Below are 24442 nucleotides of genomic sequence, written 5' to 3'. Positions count from 1 at the left end.
GGCCGGAGGCTCCCCAGCGGGATGTGACGGCCCCGCTCAGCTCAGCTGGGGGACGGCACCTGACCGCGGTGCGGCGCGGAGCGTCGCCATGTCATAGCACGATCCGCTCCGTGTGGGTGTAGACGTTGCAGCCGTCGCCGCGGAGGAACCCGACGAGGGTGATGCCCACCTCGCGGGCCAGCTCCACCGCCAGGGACGACGGCGCGGACACCGCCGCGAACACCGGGATGCCGGCCATCGCCGCCTTCTGGGTCAGCTCGAAGCTGGCCCGGCCGCTGACCATCAGGACGTGCCCGGCCAGGGGCAGCCGCCCCCCGCGGACGCCGTCGCCGATCACCTTGTCCACCGCGTTGTGCCGGCCGACGTCCTCGCGCAGGGCCCGCAAGTGCCCGTCGGCGCCGAACAGGCCGGCGGCGTGCAGCCCGCCGGTCTTGTCGAACACCTCCTGCTCCGCGCGCAGCCGGTCGGGCAGCGCCAGCAGCGTCTCCAGCGGGAGCTGGACGCCGTCCGCGGCGACGTCGTAGGAGGTCTTCGTGCGGATGGCGTCGATGCTGGCCTTGCCGCAGACCCCGCAGGAGCTGGAGGTGTAGAAGTTCCGCTCCAGCCCGGTGTCGGGGATCGGCACCCCGGCCGCCAGGTCGACGTCGACGACGTTGTAGGTGTTCCGCCCGTCGGCGTCCACCGAGTCGCAGTAGCGCAGCCCGGCGACGTCGTCCGGGCCGGCGATGACCCCCTCGGTGGCCAGGAAGCCGTGCACGAGGTCGAAGTCGTCGCCTGGCGTGCGCATGGTGACCGCGAGGGGGGTGCCGGCCAGCCGGATCTCCAGCGGCTCCTCCGCGGCCACGGTGTCGGGTCGGGTGGTTCGCTGCTCGCCGCGGATCCGCAGCACCGGCGTCCGGCTCGTCACTCGTCCCACGGCAGGGACGGTACCCACGGCGCCTACGGTGACGCCGTGGACCAGCCGCCCCCGTACGCCGCCGTGGTACTCGCCGGCGGTCGCGCCGCACGCCTGGGCGGACAGGCCAAGCCGCAGCTCGAGGTAGGCGGCCGCACCATGCTCGCCGCCGTGCTCGGGGCGGTCGCCGACGCCGAGCGCCGGATCGTCGTCGGCCCTCCGCAACCGGTCCCCGACGGCGTCGTCGTCGTCCGCGAGCAGCCACCCGGCGGCGGCCCGGTGGCGGCGCTGCGCGCGGGGCTGCCCGCCGTCGCGAGCGACGTCGTGGCGCTCCTGGCCGGGGACCTGCCCTTCCTCCACCCCGCGCTCATCACCCAGCTGCGCACGACGCTGGTCGCCGACGGCGTCCTCGTCGTCGACGACGGCGGCCGCGACCAGTACCTGCTGGGCGTGTGGCGCACGGCAGCCCTGCGGGCCGCCCTGCCCGGCGACGGCGGCCCGACGTCGCTGCGGCGGGTGCTGGCCCCGCTCACCGTGGACCGCCTCCGCCCGGCCGTGACCCCCGGCGCTCCGCCGCCGTGGCTGGACTGCGACACCCCTGCCGATCTGGCCCGGGCCCGCGAGGTAGCCGCCCACCGGGACGGGTAGGGGCCGTGCATGCGCATCGTCATCGCCGGCGCCCACGGGCAGATCGCCCGCCGCCTCGGCCGACTGCTGTCCGGCCGCGGCGACACCGTCGTGGGCCTGGTCCGCAATCCCGACCACACCGCGGACCTGGAGAGCGACGGCGTCGACCCGGCGGTCCTCGACCTCGAGTCCGCCACCGTCGAGGAACTGGCGGAGGTCCTCCACGGGGCCGACGCCGTCGTGTTCGCCGCCGGTGCCGGACCGGGGAGCGGGGAGGCCCGCAAGCACACCGTCGACCACGGTGCCGCGGTGCTGCTCGCCGACGCGGCCGAGCAGGCCGGCGTCGGCCGGTACGTGCTGGTCTCCTCGATGGGAGTCGAGCAGGCCCGCGAAGGGACGCCACAGGGCGTGGACCCGGTCATGGCGGTGTACCTACAGGCGAAGCTTCGCGCCGAGGACGAGATCCTGCCGCGGGAGGCGCTGGCCACCACGATCCTGCGCCCGGGTGGCCTCACCGACGAACCGGGCACCGGTCGCGTGCTGCTGGCCCGCAGCACCGGTTACGGCAACGTTCCACGGGACGACGTGGCAGCGGTGCTGGTCGCCCTGCTCGACGCCCGCCGCGACGGGGCCGTGGTGGAGCTCGTCGCGGGCGACACCCCGATCGACGAGGCCGTCGCCAACGTGACGTGATGGAACGGCCCTGCTGCAGGGTCCCGCCGCGAGCCTGCGAGCGGTGGGGGGCAGCGGGGTCCTTGTTCAGCCCCGGCGGGCGCGGGTGAGCACGGCGCGGCCGGCCAGCATGTCGTCGGGCGGGTAGTCGACCCGCACCAGCGTCAGCCCACCCGCCGGCGCCACCGGCACCTCGCTGGCCCGTTCGTCGCGTGCGAGCAGCGTGGCGGGCCAGGTAGCCGGGCGACGCCCCTCGCCGACCGTGGTCAGCGCTCCCACGAGGCTGCGCACCATGGAGTGGCAGAAGGCGTCGGCCGAGGCGTCGATGGTCACCAGGTCGCCGGTGCGCGTGACCTGCAGGGCGAGCAGGGTGCGGATGGTGGTGGCGCCCTCGCGCCGGCGGCAGAACGCGGCGAAGTCGTGCTCGCCCAGCAGCAGCGCAGCCGCCGCAGCCATCGCGGCGGTGTCGAGCGTGCGAGGCCAGGCCACGGTGTCGGCCCGGCGCAACGGCGGTGGCCCACCGGGGGCGTCGGTCAGCCGGTAGACGTAGTGCCGCCCGAGGGCGGCGAACCGGGCGTCGAAGTCCGGATGCGCCTCGACCACCGCGGGCACGGCGATGTCGGCGGGTAGCACCCCGCGCAGCCGCCGCACGAGCCGGTCGCGGTGCTGGTCCCACAGGGCCCGCGGGACGTCGCCGTGGGCGACCTGGCCGGTGGCGTGCACGCCGGCGTCGGTGCGGCCGGCGACGGTCAGCTCCACCGGTGTGCGCAGGACGGTGCCGAGCGCCTGCTCGAGGTCGCCCTGCACGGTGCGCATCGCCGGCTGACGTGCCCAGCCGTGCAGCGCCGTCCCGTCGTAGCTGACGGAGAGACGAAGACGGACGAGCCCGCCACCGGTGTCGGTGACGGGCTCGTCCGGGTGTTCGGTGTTCAGCGGTGCGTCAGCGCGGGTCGGGAGCCGACTCGCCGCCGGGCGCGTGCAGGCTCGCCGTCGCGGCGTCGCCCTGCTCGGCAGCGTTGACCTCGGCCGCGGCCGCGTCGGCGAGCTCCGGGGACACGTTGTCGCCCTCGACGACGACGCCGTTCTCGGCGGTCGGCTCGCGGTCGACGTCGCCGTCGTCCTGGCGCTCACCGTCGGGGTTGTAGACGTCGGTGACGATCTCCTGCGCCTCGTCGGTGACGCTGCCGTCGACGACGGCCGGGGAGGTGTCCCCGCCGGGTCCGGTGGTCTCGCCCTCGAACGTCGCGCCCTGGTCCCCGCCGCCGGCCTCGACGCCCGCGGCGCCGGCGCCCGGCTCCGGCCCGGTACCCGTGGAGCTGGTCACTTGGTGTCGTCCGTGTCGGAGTCCGCCTCCGCGGTGGCGTCGTCGGCCTCGTCGGGGCTGTCCGCCGAGTCGGCGGAGTCCGCGCTGTCGGCCGAGTCCGCGCTGTCGGCCGAGTCGGCGGACTCCTCGGCCGCGGTCGGCTCGACGGCGTCGGCGGTCACCTCGCCGGCAGCGGCAGCAGCGCCGGCGCCGGTGGCGAACTGGGTGCCGCGGGCGCGCTCGGCCTCACCGACGGCCTGCTGCGCGACGGTCAGCGCCTCGACCAGCTCGATGACGGCCATCGGGGCGTTGTCGCCCTTGCGCGGGCCCACCTTGGTGATGCGGGTGTAGCCGCCCGGCCGGTTCGCGAAGCGCGGACCGATCTCGGCGAAGAGGGTGTGCACGACGTCCTTGTCGCGGATCGTCGTCATCACCTGGCGGCGGGCGTGCAGGTCACCGCGCTTGGCGAAGGTCACCAGCTTCTCGGCCAGGGGACGCAGCCGCTTGGCCTTGGCCTCGGTGGTGGTGATCCGCCCGTGCTCGAACAGCGACGTGGCCATGTTGGCCAGCATCAGCCGCTGGTGCGCGGGGGATCCGCCGAGACGGGGACCCTTGGTGGGGGTGGGCATGTCGGTCCTTCCTCAGGCTGCCGGCCGGTGCGAGGGGCGGCTGCGTTCCGTGGTGGTGCTGTCGTGGCTGATCAGCGTGCCGGGCCGGAGCCCGTCCGGACGGCGGGGTCTCCCCCGCCGTCCGGTGCGGATCAGAGCTGCTCGGTCTCCTGGTAGGAGCCCTCGTCGTACTGGGGCTGCTGCTCGTAGCCGGGGGCGAACTCGCCGGTGCCCTGGTAGGCGTCGGTCTCGTAGCCCTCGTCGTAGCTCTCGACCGAGGTCGGGATGAATCCGGGCGGGCTGTCCTTGAGGGCCAGGCCCATCGCCGCGAGCTTCATCTTGACCTCGTCGATCGACTTCGCGCCGAAGTTGCGGATGTCGAGCAGGTCGGCCTCGGAGCGGGTGACGAGCTCACCGACGGTGTGCACGCCCTCGCGCTTGAGGCAGTTGTAGGACCGGACGGTGAGGTCCATGTCCTCGATCGGCATCGAGAAGTTCGCGATGTCGGCGGCCTCGGCCGGGCTGGGCCCGACCTCGATGCCCTCGGCGTCGACGTTCAGCTCGCGCAGCAGACCGAACAGCTCGACCAGCGTCGACCCGGCCGACGCGATGGCGTCACGGGGGGCGATGGAGGGCTTGGTCTCGACGTCGACCACGAGGCGGTCGAAGTCGGTGCGCTGCTCGACGCGGGTCGCCTCGACCGCGTAGGTGACCTTGAGGACCGGAGAGTAGATCGAGTCGACGGGGATGCGGCCGATCTCCTGGCCGGGCTGCTTGTTCTGCGGCGCGGGCACGTAACCACGGCCCCGCTCGACGACGAGCTCCACCTCGAGGCGACCCTTGCCGTTGAGCGTGGCGATGTGCAGGTCGGGGTTGTGCACCTCGACGCCGGCCGGCGGCGCGATGTCCGCGGCGGTGACCTCACCCGGCCCCTGCTTGCGCAGGTACATGGTCACCGGCTCGTCGGAGTCGGAGCTGACGACCAGGCCCTTGAGGTTGAGGATGAGCTCGGTGACGTCCTCCTTGACGCCCGGCACGGTGGTGAACTCGTGCAGGGTGCCCTCGATCCGGATGCTGGTGACAGCAGCGCCGGGGATCGACGACAGGAGCGTGCGCCGCAGGGAGTTGCCGAGGGTGTAACCGAAGCCCGGCTCGAGCGGCTCGATGACGAACCGCGAGCGCATCTCCGAGATGGTCTCCTCGGTGAGCGTGGGGCGCTGTGCGATGAGCATGAGATCTCCTTCAGGTCCTCCGGCGACCGCCATATGACGCCGTGAGGGGGTGGTGCCGGCGGGGCGGACATCCGTCCGCCCGCCCCGCCGTCGTACGGCCCCGTCCCGAGGCTCACCCCGACCTGCGAGGGGTGAGGAGGACGGGGTCCTTCAACTACTTGGAGTAGAGCTCCACGATCAGCTGCTCCTGGACCGGGGTGTCGATCACCTGACGGGCCGGGATGTTGTGCACGAGCACGCGCAGCTGGCTGCTGATGACCTCGAGCCACGGGGGCACGGGGCGCTCGCCGGCGCGGGCCTGGGCGATCTCGAACGGCAGCATCGTGCGGGACTTCTCGGCCACCTCGACGATGTCGTTCTCGGTCACCCGGTACGACGGGATGTCGACCTTGCGGCCGTTCACCCGGATGTGGCCGTGGCGCACCAGCTGGCGGGCCATGTCGCGGGACTCGGCGAAGCCGGCCCGGTAGACCACGTTGTCCAGGCGCGACTCCAGGATCTGGAGCAGGACCTCGCCGGTCTTGCCGCTCTTGCGGTTGGCCTCTTCGTAGTAACCGCGGAACTGCTTCTCCAGCACGCCGTAGATGCGGCGCGCCTTCTGCTTCTCGCGAAGCTGGAGCAGGTACTCGCTGTCCTTGGTGCGGCCGCGGCCGTGCTCGCCCGGCGGGTAGGGCCGGATCTCGATCGGGCACTTCGCGGACTCGCACTTGCTGCCCTTGAGGAACAGCTTCATCTTCTCGCGCCTGCAGAGGCGGCAGTCGGCTCCGGTGTAACGGGCCACGTCAAATACTCCTAGATCGTCTCGTCAGTGACCGGTCAGACCCGGCGGCGCTTCTTGGGGCGACAGCCGTTGTGCGGCTGCGGCGTCACGTCCTGGATCTGCCCGACCTCGAGGCCCGTGGCCTGCAGGGAGCGGATGGCCGTCTCGCGACCGGAGCCAGGGCCCTTCACGAAGACGTCGACCTTGCGCATGCCGTGCTCCTGAGCCTTGCGCGCGGCGTTCTCGGCAGCCATCTGCGCCGCGAACGGCGTGGACTTGCGCGAGCCCTTGAAGCCGACGTGGCCGGCGGATGCCCAGCTGATCACGTTCCCGGCCGGGTCGGTGATCGACACGATCGTGTTGTTGAACGTGCTCTTGATGTGCGCGGCGCCGTGGGCGACGTTCTTCTTCTCCTTGCGGCGGACCTTCTTGGCACCAGCCGCGGTGCGAGCCCTGGGAGGCATGTCTCTCCGGTTTCCTTCAGTTGCTGTGGCCTGGGGTTGCTGCCGCGAGGCAGCACACGCGCCGCGTTGTCACTCCCGCCCTCACGGGTCGCTGTGACCGCACGTCGACGTGCTGTGGGTCAGCGGGCCTTCTTCTTGCCCGCGATGGTCTTGCGCGGACCCTTGCTCGAGCGCGCGTTGGTCTTGGTGCGCTGGCCGTGGACCGGGAGCCCACGACGGTGACGCAGCCCCTGGTAGCAGCCGATCTCCACCTTGCGGCGGATGTCGGCGGCCACCTCGCGGCGCAGGTCACCCTCGACGCGGAAGTGCTCGTCGATGTAGTCACGGAGCTTCAGCAGGTCCTCGTCACCGAGGTCCTTGACGCGCAGGTCCGGGCTGACGCCCGTCGCGGCCAGGGTCTCCTTGGCGTGGGTCTTGCCGATGCCGTAGATGTAGGTGAGCGCGACCTCCAACCGCTTCTCGCGGGGGAGATCGACGCCTGCCAGTCGTGCCATGTTCAGGTACTCCCTCAGCCCTGGCGCTGCTTGTGCCGGGCGTTGTCGCAGATGACCATGACCCGGCCGTGCCGGCGGATCACCTTGCACTTGTCGCAGATCTTCTTCACCGACGGCTGGACCTTCACCGGTGCCGCCCCTCATTCCTGGATCGTGTGCCGGCCGCGTCTCTGCCGATGGGCAGTCGCTGGCCGAGCGATTACTTGTAGCGGTAGACGATGCGACCGCGCGTCAGGTCGTAGGGCGAGAGCTCCACGACCACGCGGTCCTCGGGCAGGATGCGGATGTAGTGCTGCCGCATCTTGCCGCTGATGTGGGCGAGCACCCGGTGCCCGTTCTGCAGTTCGACCCGGAACATCGCGTTGGGCAGCGGCTCGACGACGCGACCCTCGACCTCGATGGCCCCGTCTTTCTTCGCCATGCCCTACACGCACTCCTTGACTCGGTGGTACTCGTACCTCGCACCGCGCCCACGGCTGAACCGGGGACGGCGTGCTCGGTGATTGCAGAACAGCTGGTGCAGGCGCTCTCGCAGAGGGCGTTCCCCGCCACGCGGCCACAGCGCGACGAAAGAACGGCGCTAGCGCCACAGGGAATCGTACCTGACGACACTCCAGCCACCAACCGCCCCCTGTGAGGGGTGGGCTACACCCCCCGCCTGAGCGGCTCAGGTCCGCGGCGTGATGCCGAACGGGGCGAGGCCGGCGACGCCGCCGTCCTCGGCGGTGAGCACCCACGGTCCCTCGGGCGTGACGGCGACGGTGTGCTCGAAGTGGGCGGCACGCGAGCCGTCCTTGGTGACGACGGTCCAGCCGTCGTCCAGCTCGACGGTGGCCGGGTCGCCCACGGTCACCATCGGCTCGATCGCCAGGGCGAGCCCGGGCACGAGCTTGGGGCCGCGGCCGGCGCGCCCGTAGTTCAGGACGTGCGGGTCCTGGTGCATCTCCGTGCCGATGCCGTGCCCGCCGTAGTGGTCGACGATCCCGTAAGGGTGCTCGTGCGCCCGGATCGACTCCTCGACGGCGGCGCTGATGTCGGTGAGCCGTCCGCCGGCCACCGCGCGTGCGAGCCCGGCCCACATGGAGCGCTCGGTGACCTCCAGCAGGGCGGCGTCCTGCGGTGAGGGTTCCCCCACCGTCAGGGTCACCGCGGAGTCGCTGTGCCACCCCTGCAGGATCGCGCCGCAGTCGATGGAGATGTTGTCGCCCTCGGCCAGCTTCCGGTCGGGGTCCGGGATGCCGTGGACCACCTCGTCGTTGATCGAGGCGCAGATGGTCCCGGTGAAGCCGTGGTAGCCCAGGAAGTTCGGCACCGCACCCTGGGAGCGGATGTGGTCCTCGGCGATCGCGTCGAGGTCACCGGTGGTGATCCCCGGGCGCAGCGCCGCTCTCATGGCGGCGTGCGCGCCCGCCGTCACGAGCCCGGAGGCGCGCATGAGCTCGATCTCCTGCGCCGTCTTGATCTGGATCATCCGTCCACTCCACTTCGCCAGCAGCGGCACCCTGGCCAGCAGCGCCTCGCGACGGTCGCCGTGCACTGCCGGCCCGTCTCAGGCGCCGGCCGGGGCCGCGCTCGGGTCGGGATCCTCGGGGTCCACGCCGAGCGCGCGCAGCGCCCGGGCGGTGACCGCCTCCACGGAACCGATCGCGTCGATCCGGGAGAGCAGCCCCGCGTCCTCGTAGAACCCGGACAGCGGTGCGGTCTGTTCCCGGTAGACCTCGAGGCGGTGCCGGACGGTCTCGGGCTTGTCGTCGTCGCGCTGGACCATCTGCCCGTCGACAAGCATGCGCCGCCCGGACAGGCGCCGCACCAGCTCCTCCTCCTCGACGACGAGCTCGAGCACGCGGTCCAGACCGTGGCCCAGGTCGGCGAGCGAGGCCGCCAGCTGCTCCGCCTGCGCGATGGTGCGCGGGAAGCCGTCGAGCAGGAAGCCGGACTTCGCGTCGGGCTCGGCGAGGCGGTCCTTGACCATGGCGACGGTGATCTCGTCGGGGACGAGGTCTCCGGCATCCATGTAGACCTTGGCCTTCTGGCCGAGCTCGGTCTGACCACTGACGTTCGCCCGGAAGATGTCGCCGGTGGAGATCGCCGGGACGGCGAGACGGCCGGCGATGAACTGGGCCTGGGTGCCCTTGCCCGCTCCGGGGGGCCCCAGCAGGACGACGCGCACTACTTCAGGAACCCTTCGTAGTTGCGCTGGTTCAGTTGCGTCTCGATCTGCTTCACCGTCTCCAACCCCACTCCGACCATGATCAGCACTGCGGTCCCGCCGAACGGGAAGTTCTGGTTCTGGCCCTCCTGCGTCACTGCCAGGAAGAAGTTCGGCAGCACGGCCACGGTGCCGAGGTACAGCGCACCCGGGAGGGTGATCCGGGACAGTACGTACTGCAGGTACTCGGCCGTCGGCCGACCGGGCCGGATGCCGGGGATGAAGCCGCCGTAGCGCTTCATGTCGTCCGCCCGCTCCTCAGGGTTGAACGTGATCGACACGTAGAAGTACGTGAAGAAGACGATCAGCGCGAAGTAGAGGGCGACGTGCACGGGGCTGCTCTGGTCGATGATGTAGTTCTCGAAGAACTGCCGGACCGCGCCGGTCTCGTCGCCCTGCAGCTGGCTGATGAGCTGCGGCAGGTAGAGCAGCGACGAGGCGAAGATGACCGGGATGACGCCGGCCTGGTTCACCTTCAGCGGCAGGTAGGTCGAGGTGCCGCCGTACATCCGGCGGCCGACCATGCGCTTCGCGTACTGGACGGGGATGCGCCGCTGCGCCTGCTCCACGTAGACGACGGCACCGATGATCAGGACCGCGAAGGCGCAGACGACGCTGAAGACGAGCACGCCGCGGGTCTGCAGGATCGAGCCGCCCTCGGCCGGGATGCGCGCGGCGATGGAGGTGAAGATCAGCAGGGACATGCCGTTGCCGATCCCCTTCTCGGTCAGCATCTCGCCGAACCACATCACCAGCGCGGTGCCTGCGGTGAGCGCGACCACCAGGATGACCGTCGTCCAGACCGAGTCGGACGGGATGATCGACTCGGAACAGCCGGGGAACAGCTGGCCGCTGCGGGCCAGGGCAATGATGCCGGTGCTCTGCAGGACCGCCAGGGCGATCGTCAGGTAGCGGGTGTACTGGGTCAGCTTGGCCTGACCCGACTGCCCTTCCTTCTTCAGCTGCTCGAAGCGCGGGATGACCACGACCAGCAGCTGGACGATGATGCTCGCGGTGATGTACGGCATGATGCCGAGCGCGAACACCGACAGGCGCAGCAGTGCGCCGCCGGAGAAGAGGTTGACCAGCGAGTAGATGTCGCGCTGGGAGCCGGCCTCGGCGAGCTCGAGGCAGTTGTTGATCGCCTCGACCGACACCCCCGGCCCGGGCACCTGGGCGCCGAGCCGGTACACGGCGATGATCGCCAGGGAGAACAGCAGCTTGCGCCGGAGATCTGGCGTCCGGAACGCCGCGGCGAACGCCTGCAGCACGAGCCCTCCCCTTATCGGTCGAGTGAGGTTAGCAACCAGTCCGCCAGCGATGGCGCAGGGCGGACAGGACAAGACCCCCCTGCGCCGCCCCGCCGCGCGGATCGCGCGGCGGGGGGCAGGGGGGCCTCGATCAGATGCGGGTGGTGCTGCCCCCGGCCGCGCCGATCTTCTCGGCCGCGGCCGCGGAGAAGGCGTGAGCCGAGACATCGACCTTGACGCCGCCGAGCTCGCCGGTACCGAGCACCTTCACCGGCTGGTTGCGGCGCACCGCACCGGCCTCGGCGAGGGTGTCCGGGTCGACCGTGCCGCCCTGCGGGAACAGCGCCGCGATCCGATCGAGGTTGACGACCTGGAAGACGACCTTGTTCGGGGGCTTGAAGCCCGAGAGCTTGGGCAGCCGCATGTGCAGCGGGGTCTGCCCGCCCTCGAACCGGGCGGAGGTGTTCCCGCGCGCGCCGGTGCCCTTGGTGCCGCGACCGGCCGTCTTGCCCTTGGAGCCCTCACCGCGACCCACGCGGGTCTTGGCGGTGTGGGCGCCCGGGGCCGGACGCAGGTGGTGGACCTTCAGAGTCATAGCGAGTCTTTCCTCAGACTTCTTCGACGGTGACCAGGTGCGGCACCGTCGCGACCATCCCGCGGATCTCGGGACGGTCCTCCTGGACGACCGAGTCGTGGATCCGCTTGAGGCCCAGCGAACGCAGCGTCTGACGCTGGTTGGGCTTCGTGCCGATGGCCGACTTGATCTGGGTGACCTTCAGCTGCGCCATCTCAGACTCCCTGGCCCGCACGGGCACGGAGCATGGCCGCCGGGGCGACGTCCTCCAGGGGCAGACCGCGGCGGGCCGCGATCTCCTCGGGGCGGACGAGGTCCTTCAGCGCCTGCATCGTGGCGTGCACGATGTTGATCGGGTTCGAGGACCCGAGGCTCTTGGACAGCACGTCATGGATGCCGGCGCACTCGAGGACGGCGCGCACCGGGCCACCGGCGATGACACCGGTACCGGGGCTGGCCGGCTTGAGCAGCACGACACCGGCGGCCGCCTCACCCTGCACCGGGTGCGGGATGGTGCTGGCGATGCGCGGCACGTTGTAGAAGTGCTTCTTGGCCTCCTCGACGCCCTTGGCGATCGCCGCGGGCACCTCCTTGGCCTTGCCGTAGCCGACGCCGACCTTGCCGTCGCCGTCACCGACGATCACCAGGGCGGTGAAGCTGAAGCGCCGACCACCCTTGACGACCTTGGACACGCGGTTGATGGCGACCACGCGCTCGATGTAGTTGCTCTTCTCGGCGGGCGCACCGCCGGGGCCCCGCCCGCCGTCACGACGGTCACGGCGGTCGTTGCCGCCGGGGCCGCCGGCGGCGCCGCCGGCGCCACCGCCGCGTCGCTGTGGTCCTGGCATCAGACGTCCCTCTCGATCTGCTGGCTCGTGCTGCTGGTGTGGGTGGTCATCAGAAGTCCAGCCCACCCTCGCGGGCACCGTCGGCCAGGGCGGCGATGCGACCGGCGTACCGGTTGCCACCACGGTCGAAGACGACCGCCGCGATGCCGGCGGCCTTTGCCCGCTCCGCCACCAGGGCACCCACCTGACGGGCCAGGGCGGACTTGTCGCCCTCGGCACCCTTCAGGCTGGCGTCCATCGTGGAGGCGCTGACCACCGTGCGACCGACGGTGTCGTCGACGACCTGCACGTGGATGTGGCGCGAGCTGCGCTTGACCACCAGGCGCGGACGCTCGGCGGTACCGGAGACCCGCTTGCGCAGCCTGTTGTGGCGACGCAGCCGCGAGGTGCGGCGCGCCGTGCTGATGTCGGTTCCGACGGGCTTGTGGACCCGAGCGGCCTTCTCTGCCTGAGCCATCACTTACCCGTCTTCCCGACCTTGCGCTTGACGACCTCGCCCTGATACCGCACGCCCTTGCCCTTGTACGGGTCGGGCTTGCGGATCTTGCGGATCTTGGCTGCGACCTCACCGACGAGCTGCTTGTCGATGCCGGTGACCCGCAGGCGGGTCGGCGACTCGACGGCGAAGGTGATGCCGTTCGGTGCCTTGACCGGCACCGGGTGGCTGAAGCCCAGGGCGAACTCGAGGTCCGAGCCGCGCGCCTGGACGCGGTAGCCGACGCCGACGATCTCGAGGGTCTTCGTGTACCCCTCGGTCACGCCGGTGATCATGTTCGCGATGAGCGTCCGCGAGAGCCCGTGGAGGGCGCGGTTCTGCCGCTCGTCGTTGGGGCGCTGCACCCGGAGCGTGCCGTCCTCGTCGCGCTCGACGGTGATCGGCGCGGCGACCGTGTGGGCGAGTTCGCCCTTCGGTCCCTTCACGCTGACCGTCTGGCCGTCGATCGCGACGTCCACGCCACCGGGCACGGCGATCGGGAGTCGTCCGATCCGTGACATCTTCGCTCGCTCCCTTACCAGACGTAGGCGAGGACTTCCCCACCCACGCCCTTCTTGTTCGCCTGCTTGTCGGTGAGCAGCCCGGTGGACGTGGAGATGATCGCCACGCCCAGGCCGCCGAGCACCTTGGGCAGTCCGGTGGACTTCGCGTAGACCCGGAGACCGGGCTTCGACACGCGCTTCACGCCGGCGATGCTGCGCTCGCGGTTGGGGCCGTACTTGAGGTCGACCACCAGTTGCTTGAAGGTGCTGCCGTCCTTCTCCACGTCGTCGACGCGCCAGCCGGCGATGTAGCCCTCCTGCTGGAGGATCTCGGCGATGTGCGTCTTGAGCTTCGAGGACGGCATGACCGCGGCGTCGTGGTACGCCTGGTTGGCGTTCCGCAGCCGCGTCAGCATGTCCGCGATCGGGTCGGTCATCGTCATGTCGGGTGTTGCCTCTCTCGCCGCGGTTCCTCGTGCGCTGGGTCTCGGGGACTTGGCGCTGGGCCTCTCGGCGATCAGTGGTGCTTAGTGGGATGGAACGGCCTGGCTGCCGGGTCCCACGGCGCGCGGAGCGTGTCGTGGGGAGCAGCCTGGTCCTTCTGTTACCAGGAGCTCTTCTTCACGCCCGGGAGCTCCCCGGCGTGCGCCATCTCCCGCAGGCAGATCCGGCAGAGGCCGAACTTGCGGAACACCGAGTGCGGACGACCGCACCGCTGGCAGCGGGTGTAGCCACGGACCGCGAACTTCGGCTTGCGGGCCGCCTTGTTGATCAGCGCCTTCTTGGCCATTGCTTCTCTCCTGCCCGACTCAGCGGACGGTCGTGACGACGGGCTGGCCGGCGAAGGGGAACCCGAGCTGGCGGAGCAGCTCGCGACCCTCCTCGTCGGTCGTGGCGGTGGTGACCAGCGTGATGTCCATGCCGCGCGGCCGGTCGATCTTGTCGACGTCGATCTCGCGGAACATCGACTGCTCGTTCAGCCCGAACGTGTAGTTGCCGTGGCCGTCGAACTGCTTGGCGTTCAGGCCGCGGAAGTCACGGATGCGGGGCAGTGCGAGCGACAGCAGGCGGTCGAGGAACTCCCACATGCGGTCGCCGCGCAGGGTGACCTTCGCGCCGATCGGCATGCCCTCGCGCAGCTTGAACTGGGCGATGGACTTGCGGGCCCGGACGACGGCCGGCTTCTGACCGGTGATGGCGGTGAGGTCGCGGACCGCACCGTCCATCAGCTTGGCGTCACGGGTCGCCTCGCCGACGCCCATGTTGACCACGATCTTGGTCAGCCGGGGGATCTGCATGACGTTCTCGTAGCCGAACTCGCTCTTCAGCGCCGGCGCGATGTTCTCGCGGTAGTTGGCGAGCATGCGGGGCAGCTCGCGGGAGGGTGCGCTCATGATCAGAGGTCCTTACCGGTGCGCCGCGAGACCCGGATGTTGCGGCCTTCCTCGTCCTTGCGGTAGCCGACCCGGGTCGGCTTGTCCTCGGAGTCGATCACCATCACGTTGCTCACGTGGATGGGAGCCTCCTGCGTGACGATCCCGCCCTGCTGGGCGCCGCGCTGGTTCGAGCTGATGCGGGTGTGCTTCTTGACGCGCCCCACGCCCTCGACGAGGACCTTCTGGAGCTTGGGGTAGGCCGCGATGACGCGACCCTTGGCGCCCTTGTCCTTGCCCGCGAGCACCAGGACGGTGTCGCCCTTCTTGACCTTCATGGACGGCGTCTTGCCGTTGCTGGTGGCAGCCATGATCACAGCACCTCCGGGGCGAGCGAGATGATCCGCATGAAGCGCTTGTCGCGCAGCTCCCGGCCGACGGGCCCGAAGATGCGGGTACCGCGCGGGTCGCCGCTGTCGCGGATGATGACCGCGGCGTTCTCGTCGAAGCGGATGTAGGAACCGTCCGGGCGACGGCGCTCCTTCGAGGTGCGGACGATGACGGCCTTGACGACGTCACCCTTCTTCACACCTGCACCCGGCAACGCGTCCTTCACGGTGGCGACGATGATGTCGCCGATGCCCGCGTAGCGTCGCCCCGAGCCGCCGAGCACCCGGATGCAGAGGATCTCCTTCGCACCGGTGTTGTCGGCGACACGCAGTCGCGACTCCTGCTGGATCACGTGCTACTCCCAAATACTTGTGGTGACAGCCGGACCGGAACGGTGAACCGGCTGTCCGGCACCGCGTGCGGACGCACCGGCGGCGCGAGCCGCCGGTGCGCACCGAGCACGGGTACCGGGATGCGGCGCGCTGCCCTCGGAACAGCACTGAGGTGCGCGCCAGTGGTCCAGGGTACTCCTACCCCCACGGCCCCGGAGGGCCGCCTCTTACTTGGCCTTCTCGACGACCTGGACGAGCCGCCACCGCTTGGTGGCCGACATCGGCCGGGTCTCCATGATCTGCACGCGGTCGCCGATGCCGGCGACGCCCTGCTCGTCGTGGACCTTGAGCTTGGTCGTGCGGCGGATGACCTTGCCGTAGAGGGCGTGCTTCACGCGGTCCTCCACCTCCACGACGATGGTCTTCTCCATCTTGTCGCTGACCACGAGGCCCTCGCGGACCTTGCGGTACCCGCGACCGGCCAGGCCGGGGCCTGACGCCACGGTGCTGGTCGACTGGGGATCGCTCATGCCACACCCTCGTTCGGGGCGACCGAGAGACCCAGCTCGCGCTCGCGCATGATCGTGTAGATCCGGGCGATGTCGCGGCGGACCGTCTGCAGTCGCCGGTTGTTGTCCAGCTGGCCGGTGGCCACCTGGAAGCGCAGGTTGAACAGTTCTTCCTTGGACTCACGCAGCCGCGAGGCGAGCTCGTCGACGGAGAGCTCGCGCAGCTCGGGAGCGGTCAGACCGGCGGCCATCACACTTCTCCTTCTCGCGTGATGAAGCGGCACTTCATCGGCAGCTTGTGGATCGCGCGGCGCATGGCCTCACGGGCCACCGGCTCGGCGACACCGGACAGCTCGAACAGCACGCGGCCGGGCTTGACGTTGGCCACCCACCACTCGGGCGAGCCCTTGCCGGAACCCATGCGGGTCTCGGCCGGCTTCTTGGTCAGCGGACGGTCCGGGTAGATCGAGATCCACACCTTTCCGCCACGCTTGATGTGCCGGGTCATCGCGATACGCGCGGACTCGATCTGCCGGTTGGTGACGTACGCCGGCTCGAGCGCCTGGATCGCGAACTCACCGAAGTTGATCTCGGTGCCGCCCTTGGCCTTGCCCGACCGGCTCGGGTGGTGCTGCTTGCGGTGCTTGACGCGCCGTGGGATGAGCATGGCTCAGCTCTCCGTGTTCTCGGTCGCCGTGTTGTCGGCAGCCGTGGTCTCGGCGACCGCAGTGGCCTCGGGACCCGCGGCCTGAGCGATGGTCTGCTCGGTCGCGGACTCGCCGGAGGTCTGCGCGACAGCGCTGTCGGCGGCCGCCGTCGTGGTGTCGGTGACGGGTCCGGTCGAGGACTCCACCGCAGCGCGGCCGGCCTCGGTCCCACCGGCGGTGGTGCCCGACGAGCCCGAACGCCGGGGGCGCTGGGGGCGCTCGCGACGCTGACCCTGACGCTCGGCCAGGGCCTCGAGGGCCGCACGCTCGGCGCGGGAACCGCTGACGTCACCCTTGTAGATCCACACCTTGACGCCGATGCGGCCGAAGGTGGTGCGGGCCTCGTAGATGCCGTAGTCGATGTTCGCGCGCAGCGTGTGCAGCGGCACCCGACCCTCGCGGTAGAACTCCGAGCGGCTCATCTCGGTGCCGCCGAGGCGACCCGAGCACTGCACGCGGATGCCCTTGACCTGCGGGCTGCGCTGCGCGGACTGCATGGCCTTGCGCATCGCGCGACGGAAGCTCACCCGGCTGGAGAGCTGCTCGGCGACACCCTGGGCGACCAGCTGGGCATCGGACTCGGGGTTCTTCACCTCGAGGATGTTCAGCTGCACCTGCTTGCCGGTGAGCTTCTCCAGCTCGCCGCGGATGCGGTCGGCCTCGGCGCCGCGACGGCCGATGACGATGCCCGGGCGTGCGGTGTGGATGTCGACGCGGACCCGGTCACGGGTGCGCTCGATCTCCACCTTGGAGATGCCGGCCCGCTCCATGCCCTTGGACATGAGCTTGCGGATCGCGACGTCTTCCTTGACGTAGTCGGCGTACAGCTTGTCCGCGTACCACCGGGACTTGTAGTCGGTGGTGATCCCGAGTCGGAACCCGTGCGGGTTGACCTTCTGACCCACTAGCGGGTCCCTCCCCTCGTGTTGTTCTGCTGGGTCGCCGGGCCGGTCATGCCGGTGTCCCGGCGCGCCTTGCGGGACTTCTGCGCGAGGACGTCACTGGTGGCGACCTCGCTCACCTCGATGGTGATGTGGCTGGTCCGCTTGTTGATGCGGAACGCCCGGCCCTGCGCACGCGGACGGATCCGCTTGAGCGTCGGGCCCTCGTCGACGTAGGCGGCGCTGACGACCAGGGCGGCCGGATCGAGCTGCAGGTTGTGCTCGGCGTTGGCCACCGCGCTGGCGACCACCTTCGCCACCGGCTCGCTCGCGCTCTGCGGGGCGTAGCGCAGCAGCGCGAGCGCCTCGTCGGTCGGCAGGTAGCGGACCATGTCCACCACCCGGCGGGCCTTCATGGGGGTCACGCGGACGAAGCGGGCGGTAGCCCGGGCGACCGGTGCCTCCTGTCCCAACTGGGAAGTCATCGAAATCTCTCTCTACCTGGTCAGCCCCGCCGCGAGCGGCGGTCGTCCTTGATGTGCCCACGGAACGTGCGCGTGGGAGCGAACTCGCCGAGCTTGTGCCCGACCATCGCCTCGGTCACGAACACCGGGACGTGCTTGCGGCCGTCGTGCACCGCGAGGGTGTGACCCAGCATGTCCGGGATGATCGTCGAACGACGTGACCAGGTGCGGATCACGTTCTTGGTGCCCTTCTCGTTCTGGGCGTCCACCTTCTTGAGCAGGTGGTCGTCGACGAACGGGCCCTTCTTCAGGCTGCGTGGCATGTCTGTCGGCTCCTATCCCGCTCAGCGCTTCTTGTTGGCGCGCCGGCGGCGCACGATCAGGGCGTCACTGGCCTTCCGCTTGCGCGTCCGGCCCTCCGGCTTGCCCTTGGGGTTCACCGGGTGACGACCACCGGAGGTCTTGCCCTCACCACCACCGTGCGGGTGGTCCACCGGGTTCATGGCGACACCACGGACGGTCGGGCGCTTGCCCTTCCAGCGCATGCGGCCGGCCTTGCCCCAGTTGATGTTCGACTGCTCGGCGTTGCCCACCTCGCCGACGGTGGCGCGGCAGCGCACGTCGACGTTGCGGATCTCCCCCGACGGCATGCGCAGCTGGGCGAACCGGCCCTCACGGGCGACCAGCTGGACGCTGGTACCCGCGGACCGGGCGATCTTCGCGCCGCCACCGGGGCGGAGCTCGATGGCGTGAACCACCGTGCCGACCGGGATGTTCCGCAGCGGCAGGTTGTTGCCCGGCTTGATGTCGGCCGCGGGACCGCACTCGACCGTGTCGCCCTGCTTCAGGCGGGCCGGGGCGATGATGTAGCGCTTCTCCCCGTCGGCGAAGTGCAGCAGCGCGATGCGCGAGGTGCGGTTCGGGTCGTACTCGATGTGCGCGACCTTGGCCGGCACACCGTCCTTGTCGGCCCGGCGGAAGTCGATCAGCCGGTAGGCACGCTTGTGACCGCCACCCTGGTGGCGAGCCGTGACCTTGCCGTGGACGTTGCGTCCACCGCGGCCGTGCAGCGGCCGGACCAGCGACTTCTCGGGATGGTCGCGGGTGACCTCGGCGAAGTCGGCGACGCTGGAGCCGCGGCGGCCCGGCGTCGTCGGCTTGTACTTACGGATAGCCATTGCTGACTCAGTCCCTGTCTATATCTCTGGTCCGGTCGGGATCGGGTGCCGTCAGGCGCCCGGGCCGCCGAAGATCTCGATGCGGTCGCCGGGGGCCACGGAGACGATGGCGCGCTTGGTGTCCTTGCGCTTGCCCATCTGCGTGCCACGGCTGCGCTTGCGCTTGCCCTGGCGGTTGATCGTGTTCACGCCGATGACCTTCACGTCGAAGATCTGCTCGACCGCGATCTTGATCTGCGTCTTGTTGGCCTCGGGCAGCACGATGAACGTGTACTGGTTGCTGTCGAGCAACCCGTAGCTCTTCTCCGAGATGACCGGGTAGAGCAGCACGTCCCGGGGGTCGCGGACGCTCATGCCTTCTCCTCGGTGGTCTCTTCGACGGTGCCCTCGCCGGCGGCGGGAGCGATGGACGGGACGCCACCGGAGATCTCGCGGGTGGCGAGATCGGGCAGGTCGGCGCCGGAGCGCTTGCCCTTGGCCGGCCCGGCGACGAACTCGGCGAGAGCCGTCTCGGTGAAGACGACCTCGTCGGCGACCAGCACGTCGTAGGTGTTGAGCTGGCCGGCCTCGATCAGGTGCACCTGCGGCAGGTTGCGCAGGCTCACCCAGTTGAGGACGTCGTCGTGGTCCAGGACGACGAGGACCTTCTTGGCCGAGGTGATCGCGGTGAGCGTCGCCATCGCGGCCTTGGTCTTCGGGGCGTCGCCGTCGACGAAGGCCGACACGACGTGGACCCGACCCTCGCGCGCCCGGTCGGAGAGGGCGCCACGCAGGGCAGCGGCCTTCATCTTCTTGGGCGTCTTCTTGGTGTAGTCGCGCGGCACCGGGCCGTGGGCGATGCCACCGCCGGAGAACTGCGGGGCGCGCAGCGAGCCCTGGCGGGCGCGACCGGTGCCCTTCTGGCGGTAGGGCTTGGCGCCCGTACCGCTGACCTGGGCGCGCGTCTTGGTCGAGTGCGTGCCCTGGCGGGCCGCGGCCAGCTGGGCCACGACGACCTGGTGCATCAGCGACACGTTCGCGTCGGCGTCGAAGAGCTCACCGGGCAGCGTCACGCTGCCGGTGGTCTCCCCTGCCGGCGTGCGGACGTCGACCTGGCGGTCGGTGCGCGTCTCGGTGGACCCGGTACTCGTAGATGCGGTCACTTGGTGTCACTCCCCACGGGGCCGCCCTTGACGGCCGAACGAACGAGCACGAGCCCGCCCTTCGGACCGGGGATGGCGCCCTTGATCAGCAGCAGACCGCGCTCGGCGTCCACCTTGTGGACGACCAGCGACAGCGTCGTCGTCTTCACGTGGCCCATGCGGCCGGCCATCTTCAGGCCCTTGAACACGCGACCGGGGGTCGACGCGCCACCGATGGAGCCGGGAGAGCGGTGCTTGCGCTGCACGCCGTGTCCGGCGCCCAGGCCCTTGAAGCCGTGACGCTTCATGACACCGGCGGTGCCCTTGCCCTTGCTGGTGCCGATGACGTCGACCTTGGCCACGCCGTCGAACACCTCGGTGGTCAGCTCCTGGCCGACCGTGTACTGCCCGGCGTCCTCGGTGCGCAGTTCCACCAGGTGCCGCCGCGGCGTCACGCCCGCCTTGGTGAAGTGCCCGCCCTCGGGGCGGTTCACCTTGCGCGGGTCGATCTCACCGAAACCGAGCTGGACGGCCGAGTAGCCGTCGACCTCGGGGGTGCGCACCTGGGTCACCACACAGGGGCCCGCCTTGACGACGGTCACCGGCACGAGGCGGTTGTTCTCGTCGAAGACCTGGGTCATCCCCAGCTTCTCGCCGAGGAGACCACGAAATGTGCTCGCCATGTCTGGAACAGCCCTTACTGAATGTTGACGTCGACCGAGGCCGGCAGGTCGATGCGCATGAGCGCGTCCACCGTCTTCGGCGTCGGGTCGAGGATGTCGATGAGCCGCTTGTGCGTGCGCATCTCGAAGTGCTCGAACGAGTCCTTGTACTTGTGCGGCGAACGGATCACCGCGTACACGTTCTTCTCCGTCGGCAGCGGCACGGGGCCGACCACTCGTGCTCCGGTCTTGGTGACCGTCTCCACGATGCGTCGCGCCGAGGCATCGATCGCCTCGTGGTCGTAGGCCTTCAGCCGGATGCGGATCTTCTGTCCCGCCATCGCTGTCTTCTGCTCCTGCCGATCGGTTGTGAAAGTTCGAGTGGGTCTGCTGACCCGGGTGAGTCCCGATGAACGGGACCCGGTAGTGGGGGGCGGCCGGCTCGGGGCCGCCGCCCACCGGGGTTACTACTTGTTGATCTTGACGACCCGGCCGGCGCCCACGGTGCGTCCACCCTCACGGATGGCGAACTTGAGGCCCTCCTCCATGGCGATGGGCTGGATCAGCTCCACCGTCATCTCGGTGTTGTCGCCGGGCATGACCATCTCGGTGCCCGAGGGCAGGGTCACGACGCCGGTGACGTCCGTCGTCCGGAAGTAGAACTGGGGACGGTAGTTGTTGAAGAACGGCGTGTGACGGCCACCCTCGTCCTTCGAGAGGATGTAGACCGAACCCTCGAAGTTGGTGTGCGGGGTGATCGAGCCGGGCTTGACGACGACCTGGCCGCGCTCGACGTCCTCGCGCTTGATGCCGCGCAGCAGCAGACCGACGTTGTCACCGGCCTGGCCCTGGTCGAGCAGCTTGCGGAACATCTCGACGCCGGTGACCGTGGTCTTGGTCGAGTTCTCGCGGATGCCGACGATCTCGATCTCCTCGGAGACCTTGACGATGCCACGCTCGACGCGGCCGGTGACGACCGTGCCACGACCGGTGATGGTGAAGACGTCCTCGACGGGCATGAGGAACGGCTTGTCGATGTCGCGCTCCGGCTCCGGGATCGCGGTGTCGACGGCGTTCATCAGCTCCATGAGCTTGTCGCCCCACTCGGCGTCGCCCTCGAGGGCCTTGAGCGCCGAGACGCGGATCACGGGGACGTCGTCGCCCGGGAACTCGTACTCGCTGAGCAGCTCGCGCACCTCGAGCTCGACGAGCTCCAGGATCTCCTCGTCGTCCACCATGTCGGCCTTGTTCAGGGCGACGACGATGTAGGGGACGCCGACCTGGCGGGCCAGGAGCACGTGCTCCTTGGTCTGCGGCATCGGGCCGTCGGTCGCCGCGACCACGAGGATCGCGCCGTCCATCTGGGCCGCACCGGTGATCATGTTCTTGATGTAGTCGGCGTGCCCGGGGCAGTCGACGTGCGCGTAGTGCCGAGCCTCGGTCTGGTACTCGACGTGCGCGATCGAGATCGTGATGCCGCGGGCCTTCTCCTCGGGCGCCTTGTCGATCTGGTCGAACGCGGACGCCTCGTTGAGGGTCGGGTACTTGTCGTGCAGGACCTTGGTGATCGCCGCGGTCAGCGTCGTCTTCCCGTGGTCGATGTGCCCGATGGTGCCGATGTTGACGTGCGGCTTGGTCCGCTCGAACTTGGCCTTGGCCACTGGGTTCCTCTCCTCGTGGTTACGCAGGTGGTGCGTGCTCTGGGGTTTCGGGCGGGGCCCGCCGGCCGCGGGCTGGGCCCGCGACCGGTCTGGCGACTACTCGCCGGTCGCCTTGGCGATGATCTCCTTGGCGACGTTGGCCGGGACCTCGGCGTACGAGTCGAAGACCATCGAGTAGCTCGCCCGTCCCTGGGTGCGGCTGCGCAGGTCGCCCACGTAGCCGAACATCTCCGACAGCGGCACCAGGGCCTTGACGATGCGGGCGCCGGAGCGCTCCTCCATCGCCTGGATGGTCCCGCGGCGGGAGTTGAGGTCGCCGATGACGTCACCCATGTTGTCCTCGGGCGTGGTCACCTCGACCGCCATGAGCGGCTCCAGCAGGGCCGGGCTGGCCTTGCGCGCCGCCTCCTTGAAGGCGATCGATCCGGCGATCTTGAAGGCCATCTCCGAGGAGTCGACCTCGTGGTACTGCCCGTCGAGCAGTGACGCCTTCACGCCGACCATGGGGTACCCGGCCAGGACGCCGTACTGCATGGCGTCCTGCATGCCCTGGTCGACCGAGGGGATGTACTCCTTCGGGATGCGACCACCGGTGACCTTGTTCTCGAACTCGTAGGTCGCCGAGTCGGCGCTCATCTCGAGCGGCTCCAGGGCGATCTGCACCTTCGCGAACTGGCCGGACCCACCGGTCTGCTTCTTGTGCGTGTAGTCGTAGCGCTCGACGGCCTTGCGGAGCGTCTCGCGGTAGGCGACCTGCGGCTTGCCGACGTTGGCCTCGACGTTGAACTCGCGGCGCATGCGGTCGACGAGGATCTCCAGGTGGAGCTCGCCCATGCCGGAGATGACCGTCTGGCCCGTCTCCTCGTCCAGCTTGACCTGGAAGGTCGGGTCCTCCTCGGCCAGCTTCTGGATGGCGGTGCCGAGCTTCTCCTGGTCGCTCTTCGTCTTCGGCTCGATCGCGACCGAGATGACGGGGGCGGGGAAGGACATCGACTCGAGGATCACCGGCTTCTGCGGGTCGCAGAGGGTGTCGCCCGTCGTCGTCTGCTTGAGGCCGTTGACAGCCACGATCTGACCCGCACCCACGCCGGCACGCTCTTCGCGCTTGTTGGCGTGCATCTGGTAGATCTTGCCGATCCGCTCCTTGCGGTCCTTGGTGCTGTTGAGCACCGCGGTCCCCGCATCGAGCCGGCCCGAGTAGACGCGGACGTAGGTCAGCTTGCCCAGGTGCTGGTCGGTCTGGATCTTGAACGCCAGCGCCGAGAACGGCTCGTCCTCGTCGGCGTGGCGGAGGACCTCGGTCTCGCCGTCCAGCGCGGTGCCGACGATCGCCTCGACGTCCAGCGGGCTGGGGAGGTAGTCGACGACGGCGTCGAGCAGGGGCTGCACGCCCTTGTTCTTGAACGCGGTGCCGGTGAGGACCGGGTTGACCTGGCCGCCGATGGTGGCCTTGCGGATCGCCGCCTTCAGTCGGTCGACCGCGATCTCCTCGCCGGCGAGGTAGTCCTCCATGAGGGAGTCGTCGAAGTCCGCGATGTTCTCGAGCAGCTTCTCGCGGTACTCGGCGGCCTGGTCGGCGAGCTCGGCCGGGATCTCCTCGACGGCGTAGTCCTCGCCCATCTTGGTCTCGCCGCGCCAGGTGAGGGCCTTCATCGTGACCAGGTCGACGACGCCGATGAAGTCGGCCTCGGCACCGATCGGGAGCTGCAGGACGAGCGGGTTGGCCGCCAGGCGCTCGACCATCATGTCCACGCAGCGGAAGAAGTCGGCACCGGTGCGGTCGAGCTTGTTGACGAAGCACATGCGCGGGACGCCGTACTTCTCGGCCTGCCGCCACACCTGCTCGGTCTGCGGCTCGACACCGGCGACACCGTCGTAGACGGCGATCGCACCGTCGAGCACCCGCAGCGACCGCTCCACCTCGACGGTGAAGTCGACGTGCCCGGGGGTGTCGATGATGTTGATGTCGTGGTCGTTCCAGGAGCACTTCGTCGCGGCCGACGTGATGGTGATGCCGCGCTCCTGCTCCTGCTCCATCCAGTCCATCGTGGCCGCGCCGTCGTGGACCTCACCGATCTTGTACGTGATACCGGTGTAGAAGAGGATGCGCTCGGTCGTGGTGGTCTTGCCGGCGTCGATGTGCGCCATGATCCCGATGTTCCGGGTCTTGCGGAGCTGGGCCTCGTTGCTGGCCATTGCTTCCCCTCTTGTATCTGGTCCGTGTAGCGGGTGCCGGGGCTACGACCTCGT

General features: G+C 69.9%; 38 protein-coding genes. 2 read left to right on the top strand and 36 right to left on the bottom strand.

Going from position 1 to position 24442, the window contains the following annotated elements; all coding sequences use genetic code 11:
- Window positions 1–91: 91 nt before the first annotated feature.
- Window positions 92–916, bottom strand: a complete 825-nt coding sequence (gene fdhD, locus RM425_RS03590) for a formate dehydrogenase accessory sulfurtransferase FdhD (RefSeq protein ID WP_311343789.1) — start codon at window positions 914–916, stop codon at window positions 92–94.
- A gap of 36 nt (window positions 917–952) precedes the next feature.
- On the opposite strand from fdhD, the gene mobA reads away from it, so the two are divergent.
- Both mobA and RM425_RS03580 read left to right on the top strand, forming a co-directional pair.
- Complete coding sequence (gene mobA, locus RM425_RS03585; protein WP_311343788.1) at window positions 953–1543, top strand: molybdenum cofactor guanylyltransferase; 591 nt, start codon at window positions 953–955, stop codon at window positions 1541–1543.
- A 9-nt stretch (window positions 1544–1552) separates the two neighbouring features.
- Window positions 1553–2215 (top strand): SDR family oxidoreductase, encoded by a 663-nt coding sequence (locus tag RM425_RS03580; protein ID WP_311343787.1) that lies wholly within the window; start codon window positions 1553–1555, stop codon window positions 2213–2215.
- A 66-nt stretch (window positions 2216–2281) separates the two neighbouring features.
- On the opposite strand, the gene truA is transcribed toward RM425_RS03580, so the two are convergent.
- The 35 genes from truA to fusA all read right to left on the bottom strand — a co-directional run bounded on the left by truA (window position 2282) and on the right by fusA (window position 24388).
- Complete coding sequence (gene truA, locus RM425_RS03575; RefSeq protein WP_311344027.1) at window positions 2282–3127, bottom strand: tRNA pseudouridine(38-40) synthase TruA; 846 nt, start codon at window positions 3125–3127, stop codon at window positions 2282–2284.
- Window positions 3128–3134: 7 nt separating this feature from the next.
- Window positions 3135–3518 carry a hypothetical protein gene (locus tag RM425_RS03570; RefSeq protein WP_311343786.1) on the bottom strand — a complete coding sequence of 128 codons (384 nt, stop codon included), beginning with the start codon at window positions 3516–3518 and terminating at the stop codon, window positions 3135–3137.
- Window positions 3515–4126, bottom strand: a complete 612-nt coding sequence (gene rplQ / locus RM425_RS21785) for a 50S ribosomal protein L17 (protein ID WP_449495071.1) — start codon at window positions 4124–4126, stop codon at window positions 3515–3517. The genes RM425_RS03570 and rplQ overlap by 4 nt, the downstream gene beginning before the upstream one ends.
- A 131-nt stretch (window positions 4127–4257) precedes the next feature.
- Window positions 4258–5337, bottom strand: coding sequence for a DNA-directed RNA polymerase subunit alpha (locus RM425_RS03560; RefSeq protein ID WP_311343785.1), 1080 nt, complete (start codon window positions 5335–5337; stop codon window positions 4258–4260).
- Between the two features lie 154 nt (window positions 5338–5491).
- Complete coding sequence (gene rpsD, locus RM425_RS03555) at window positions 5492–6118, bottom strand: 30S ribosomal protein S4 (protein WP_091770115.1); 627 nt, start codon at window positions 6116–6118, stop codon at window positions 5492–5494.
- Window positions 6119–6153: 35 nt separating this feature from the next.
- Window positions 6154–6561, bottom strand: coding sequence for a 30S ribosomal protein S11 (gene rpsK / locus RM425_RS03550; protein ID WP_040338531.1), 408 nt, complete (start codon window positions 6559–6561; stop codon window positions 6154–6156).
- A gap of 119 nt (window positions 6562–6680) precedes the next feature.
- Window positions 6681–7055: a 30S ribosomal protein S13 gene (gene rpsM, locus RM425_RS03545; protein WP_091770117.1), complete on the bottom strand. Its 375-nt coding sequence runs from the start codon at window positions 7053–7055 to the stop codon at window positions 6681–6683.
- A gap of 14 nt (window positions 7056–7069) precedes the next feature.
- Complete coding sequence (rpmJ, locus tag RM425_RS03540) at window positions 7070–7183, bottom strand: 50S ribosomal protein L36 (protein WP_012950458.1); 114 nt, start codon at window positions 7181–7183, stop codon at window positions 7070–7072.
- 71 nt (window positions 7184–7254) lie between these two features.
- Window positions 7255–7476, bottom strand: a complete 222-nt coding sequence (gene infA, locus RM425_RS03535; RefSeq protein ID WP_012950459.1) for a translation initiation factor IF-1 — start codon at window positions 7474–7476, stop codon at window positions 7255–7257.
- Window positions 7477–7722: 246 nt separating this feature from the next.
- The gene (gene map, locus RM425_RS03530) at window positions 7723–8592 is read right to left on the bottom strand and encodes a type I methionyl aminopeptidase (protein WP_311343784.1); all 870 of its coding nucleotides are present in this window, start codon (window positions 8590–8592) and stop codon (window positions 7723–7725) included.
- Between the two features lie 12 nt (window positions 8593–8604).
- Entirely contained in the window at window positions 8605–9225 is a 621-nt protein-coding gene (locus RM425_RS03525; RefSeq protein WP_311343783.1) for an adenylate kinase, read from the bottom strand.
- A complete protein-coding gene (gene secY / locus RM425_RS03520) occupies window positions 9225–10535 on the bottom strand; it encodes a preprotein translocase subunit SecY (protein WP_311343782.1) in 1311 nt (436 codons plus the stop codon). Before secY ends, RM425_RS03525 begins: the two co-directional genes overlap by 1 nt.
- 130 nt (window positions 10536–10665) lie before the next feature.
- The gene (gene rplO / locus RM425_RS03515; RefSeq protein WP_311343781.1) at window positions 10666–11109 is read right to left on the bottom strand and encodes a 50S ribosomal protein L15; all 444 of its coding nucleotides are present in this window, start codon (window positions 11107–11109) and stop codon (window positions 10666–10668) included.
- Window positions 11110–11122: 13 nt separating this feature from the next.
- The gene (rpmD, locus tag RM425_RS03510) at window positions 11123–11302 is read right to left on the bottom strand and encodes a 50S ribosomal protein L30 (RefSeq protein ID WP_311343780.1); all 180 of its coding nucleotides are present in this window, start codon (window positions 11300–11302) and stop codon (window positions 11123–11125) included.
- A 1-nt stretch (window position 11303) separates the two neighbouring features.
- On the bottom strand, window positions 11304–11936 hold the full coding sequence (gene rpsE, locus RM425_RS03505) for a 30S ribosomal protein S5 (RefSeq protein WP_311343779.1): 633 nt from the start codon (window positions 11934–11936) through the stop codon (window positions 11304–11306).
- 49 nt (window positions 11937–11985) lie between these two features.
- Window positions 11986–12393, bottom strand: a complete 408-nt coding sequence (rplR, locus tag RM425_RS03500; protein ID WP_311343778.1) for a 50S ribosomal protein L18 — start codon at window positions 12391–12393, stop codon at window positions 11986–11988.
- Window positions 12393–12932 (bottom strand): 50S ribosomal protein L6, encoded by a 540-nt coding sequence (gene rplF / locus RM425_RS03495; protein ID WP_311343777.1) that lies wholly within the window; start codon window positions 12930–12932, stop codon window positions 12393–12395. Before rplF ends, rplR begins: the two co-directional genes overlap by 1 nt.
- A 14-nt stretch (window positions 12933–12946) precedes the next feature.
- On the bottom strand, window positions 12947–13357 hold the full coding sequence (gene rpsH, locus RM425_RS03490; RefSeq protein WP_311343776.1) for a 30S ribosomal protein S8: 411 nt from the start codon (window positions 13355–13357) through the stop codon (window positions 12947–12949).
- 161 nt (window positions 13358–13518) lie between these two features.
- Window positions 13519–13704, bottom strand: coding sequence for a type Z 30S ribosomal protein S14 (locus RM425_RS03485; RefSeq protein ID WP_091981751.1), 186 nt, complete (start codon window positions 13702–13704; stop codon window positions 13519–13521).
- A 19-nt stretch (window positions 13705–13723) separates the two neighbouring features.
- Window positions 13724–14308 (bottom strand): 50S ribosomal protein L5, encoded by a 585-nt coding sequence (gene rplE, locus RM425_RS03480; protein ID WP_311343775.1) that lies wholly within the window; start codon window positions 14306–14308, stop codon window positions 13724–13726.
- A 2-nt stretch (window positions 14309–14310) separates the two neighbouring features.
- On the bottom strand, window positions 14311–14658 hold the full coding sequence (gene rplX, locus RM425_RS03475; RefSeq protein ID WP_449495070.1) for a 50S ribosomal protein L24: 348 nt from the start codon (window positions 14656–14658) through the stop codon (window positions 14311–14313).
- A 2-nt stretch (window positions 14659–14660) separates the two neighbouring features.
- Window positions 14661–15029, bottom strand: coding sequence for a 50S ribosomal protein L14 (gene rplN / locus RM425_RS03470; RefSeq protein ID WP_311343774.1), 369 nt, complete (start codon window positions 15027–15029; stop codon window positions 14661–14663).
- Between the two features lie 207 nt (window positions 15030–15236).
- The gene (gene rpsQ, locus RM425_RS03465) at window positions 15237–15539 is read right to left on the bottom strand and encodes a 30S ribosomal protein S17 (protein WP_311343773.1); all 303 of its coding nucleotides are present in this window, start codon (window positions 15537–15539) and stop codon (window positions 15237–15239) included.
- Window positions 15536–15769: a 50S ribosomal protein L29 gene (gene rpmC / locus RM425_RS03460; protein WP_091929105.1), complete on the bottom strand. Its 234-nt coding sequence runs from the start codon at window positions 15767–15769 to the stop codon at window positions 15536–15538. Before rpmC ends, rpsQ begins: the two co-directional genes overlap by 4 nt.
- Entirely contained in the window at window positions 15769–16185 is a 417-nt protein-coding gene (rplP, locus tag RM425_RS03455) for a 50S ribosomal protein L16 (RefSeq protein ID WP_091770143.1), read from the bottom strand. Before rplP ends, rpmC begins: the two co-directional genes overlap by 1 nt.
- A 3-nt stretch (window positions 16186–16188) precedes the next feature.
- Entirely contained in the window at window positions 16189–17130 is a 942-nt protein-coding gene (gene rpsC / locus RM425_RS03450) for a 30S ribosomal protein S3 (protein WP_311343772.1), read from the bottom strand.
- Complete coding sequence (rplV, locus tag RM425_RS03445; RefSeq protein ID WP_449495069.1) at window positions 17130–17591, bottom strand: 50S ribosomal protein L22; 462 nt, start codon at window positions 17589–17591, stop codon at window positions 17130–17132. The genes rpsC and rplV overlap by 1 nt, the downstream gene beginning before the upstream one ends.
- 20 nt (window positions 17592–17611) lie before the next feature.
- A complete protein-coding gene (rpsS, locus tag RM425_RS03440; RefSeq protein ID WP_029340037.1) occupies window positions 17612–17893 on the bottom strand; it encodes a 30S ribosomal protein S19 in 282 nt (93 codons plus the stop codon).
- 21 nt (window positions 17894–17914) lie between these two features.
- Window positions 17915–18748 (bottom strand): 50S ribosomal protein L2, encoded by an 834-nt coding sequence (gene rplB, locus RM425_RS03435; RefSeq protein ID WP_091770149.1) that lies wholly within the window; start codon window positions 18746–18748, stop codon window positions 17915–17917.
- A gap of 51 nt (window positions 18749–18799) precedes the next feature.
- A complete protein-coding gene (gene rplW / locus RM425_RS03430; protein WP_311343771.1) occupies window positions 18800–19102 on the bottom strand; it encodes a 50S ribosomal protein L23 in 303 nt (100 codons plus the stop codon).
- Complete coding sequence (gene rplD, locus RM425_RS03425) at window positions 19099–19890, bottom strand: 50S ribosomal protein L4 (RefSeq protein WP_311343770.1); 792 nt, start codon at window positions 19888–19890, stop codon at window positions 19099–19101. Before rplD ends, rplW begins: the two co-directional genes overlap by 4 nt.
- Window positions 19887–20552, bottom strand: a complete 666-nt coding sequence (gene rplC / locus RM425_RS03420; protein ID WP_311343769.1) for a 50S ribosomal protein L3 — start codon at window positions 20550–20552, stop codon at window positions 19887–19889. The genes rplD and rplC overlap by 4 nt, the downstream gene beginning before the upstream one ends.
- Window positions 20553–20566: 14 nt before the next feature.
- Window positions 20567–20872 carry a 30S ribosomal protein S10 gene (rpsJ, locus tag RM425_RS03415; protein ID WP_014377994.1) on the bottom strand — a complete coding sequence of 102 codons (306 nt, stop codon included), beginning with the start codon at window positions 20870–20872 and terminating at the stop codon, window positions 20567–20569.
- 126 nt (window positions 20873–20998) lie between these two features.
- The gene (tuf, locus tag RM425_RS03410; RefSeq protein ID WP_311343768.1) at window positions 20999–22192 is read right to left on the bottom strand and encodes an elongation factor Tu; all 1194 of its coding nucleotides are present in this window, start codon (window positions 22190–22192) and stop codon (window positions 20999–21001) included.
- Window positions 22193–22288: 96 nt separating this feature from the next.
- Window positions 22289–24388, bottom strand: a complete 2100-nt coding sequence (gene fusA / locus RM425_RS03405) for an elongation factor G (protein WP_311343767.1) — start codon at window positions 24386–24388, stop codon at window positions 22289–22291.
- Between the last annotated feature and the right edge of the window lie 54 nt (window positions 24389–24442).

This window comes from Blastococcus goldschmidtiae (assembly GCF_031845325.1).
GTDB lineage: Bacteria > Actinomycetota > Actinomycetes > Mycobacteriales > Geodermatophilaceae > Blastococcus > Blastococcus goldschmidtiae.
This window is presented reverse-complemented; position numbering and strand designations above follow the sequence as displayed.

Excerpts from the sequence above, each read along its gene's own strand:
- rpsJ (WP_014377994.1), bottom strand. The coding sequence starts at position 20,872 with ATGGCGGGACAGAAGATCCGCATCCGGCTGAAGGCCTACGACCACGAG.
- rplX (WP_449495070.1), bottom strand. The coding sequence starts at position 14,658 with ATGGCTGCCACCAGCAACGGCAAGACGCCGTCCATGAAGGTCAAGAAG.
- rpmC (WP_091929105.1), bottom strand. The coding sequence starts at position 15,769 with ATGGCCGCCGGTCTGACCGCTCCCGAGCTGCGCGAGCTCTCCGTCGAC.
- rplE (WP_311343775.1), bottom strand. The coding sequence starts at position 14,308 with ATGAGCGCACCCTCCCGCGAGCTGCCCCGCATGCTCGCCAACTACCGC.
- fusA (WP_311343767.1), bottom strand. The coding sequence starts at position 24,388 with ATGGCCAGCAACGAGGCCCAGCTCCGCAAGACCCGGAACATCGGGATC.
- infA (WP_012950459.1), bottom strand. The coding sequence starts at position 7,476 with ATGGCGAAGAAAGACGGGGCCATCGAGGTCGAGGGTCGCGTCGTCGAG.
- rpsK (WP_040338531.1), bottom strand. The coding sequence starts at position 6,561 with ATGCCTCCCAGGGCTCGCACCGCGGCTGGTGCCAAGAAGGTCCGCCGC.
- rplO (WP_311343781.1), bottom strand. The coding sequence starts at position 11,109 with ATGACTCTGAAGGTCCACCACCTGCGTCCGGCCCCGGGCGCCCACACC.
- RM425_RS03485 (WP_091981751.1), bottom strand. The coding sequence starts at position 13,704 with ATGGCCAAGAAGGCGCTGATCAACAAGGCGGCCCGCAAGCCGAAGTTC.
- rplF (WP_311343777.1), bottom strand. The coding sequence starts at position 12,932 with ATGTCACGGATCGGACGACTCCCGATCGCCGTGCCCGGTGGCGTGGAC.
- rplR (WP_311343778.1), bottom strand. The coding sequence starts at position 12,393 with ATGGCTCAGGCAGAGAAGGCCGCTCGGGTCCACAAGCCCGTCGGAACC.
- rpsE (WP_311343779.1), bottom strand. The coding sequence starts at position 11,936 with ATGCCAGGACCACAGCGACGCGGCGGTGGCGCCGGCGGCGCCGCCGGC.
- RM425_RS03560 (WP_311343785.1), bottom strand. The coding sequence starts at position 5,337 with ATGCTCATCGCACAGCGCCCCACGCTCACCGAGGAGACCATCTCGGAG.
- rplW (WP_311343771.1), bottom strand. The coding sequence starts at position 19,102 with ATGAGCGTCCGCGACCCCCGGGACGTGCTGCTCTACCCGGTCATCTCG.
- rplC (WP_311343769.1), bottom strand. The coding sequence starts at position 20,552 with ATGGCGAGCACATTTCGTGGTCTCCTCGGCGAGAAGCTGGGGATGACC.
- rpsQ (WP_311343773.1), bottom strand. The coding sequence starts at position 15,539 with ATGAGCGATCCCCAGTCGACCAGCACCGTGGCGTCAGGCCCCGGCCTG.
- rplP (WP_091770143.1), bottom strand. The coding sequence starts at position 16,185 with ATGCTCATCCCACGGCGCGTCAAGCACCGCAAGCAGCACCACCCGAGC.
- rplQ (WP_449495071.1), bottom strand. The coding sequence starts at position 4,126 with ATGCCCACCCCCACCAAGGGTCCCCGTCTCGGCGGATCCCCCGCGCAC.
- rpmD (WP_311343780.1), bottom strand. The coding sequence starts at position 11,302 with ATGGCGCAGCTGAAGGTCACCCAGATCAAGTCGGCCATCGGCACGAAG.
- rplB (WP_091770149.1), bottom strand. The coding sequence starts at position 18,748 with ATGGCTATCCGTAAGTACAAGCCGACGACGCCGGGCCGCCGCGGCTCC.
- rpsH (WP_311343776.1), bottom strand. The coding sequence starts at position 13,357 with ATGACGATGACCGACCCGATCGCGGACATGCTGACGCGGCTGCGGAAC.
- RM425_RS03580 (WP_311343787.1), top strand. The coding sequence starts at position 1,553 with ATGCGCATCGTCATCGCCGGCGCCCACGGGCAGATCGCCCGCCGCCTC.
- rpsM (WP_091770117.1), bottom strand. The coding sequence starts at position 7,055 with ATGGCACGACTGGCAGGCGTCGATCTCCCCCGCGAGAAGCGGTTGGAG.
- rplV (WP_449495069.1), bottom strand. The coding sequence starts at position 17,591 with ATGACTTCCCAGTTGGGACAGGAGGCACCGGTCGCCCGGGCTACCGCC.
- rpsS (WP_029340037.1), bottom strand. The coding sequence starts at position 17,893 with ATGCCACGCAGCCTGAAGAAGGGCCCGTTCGTCGACGACCACCTGCTC.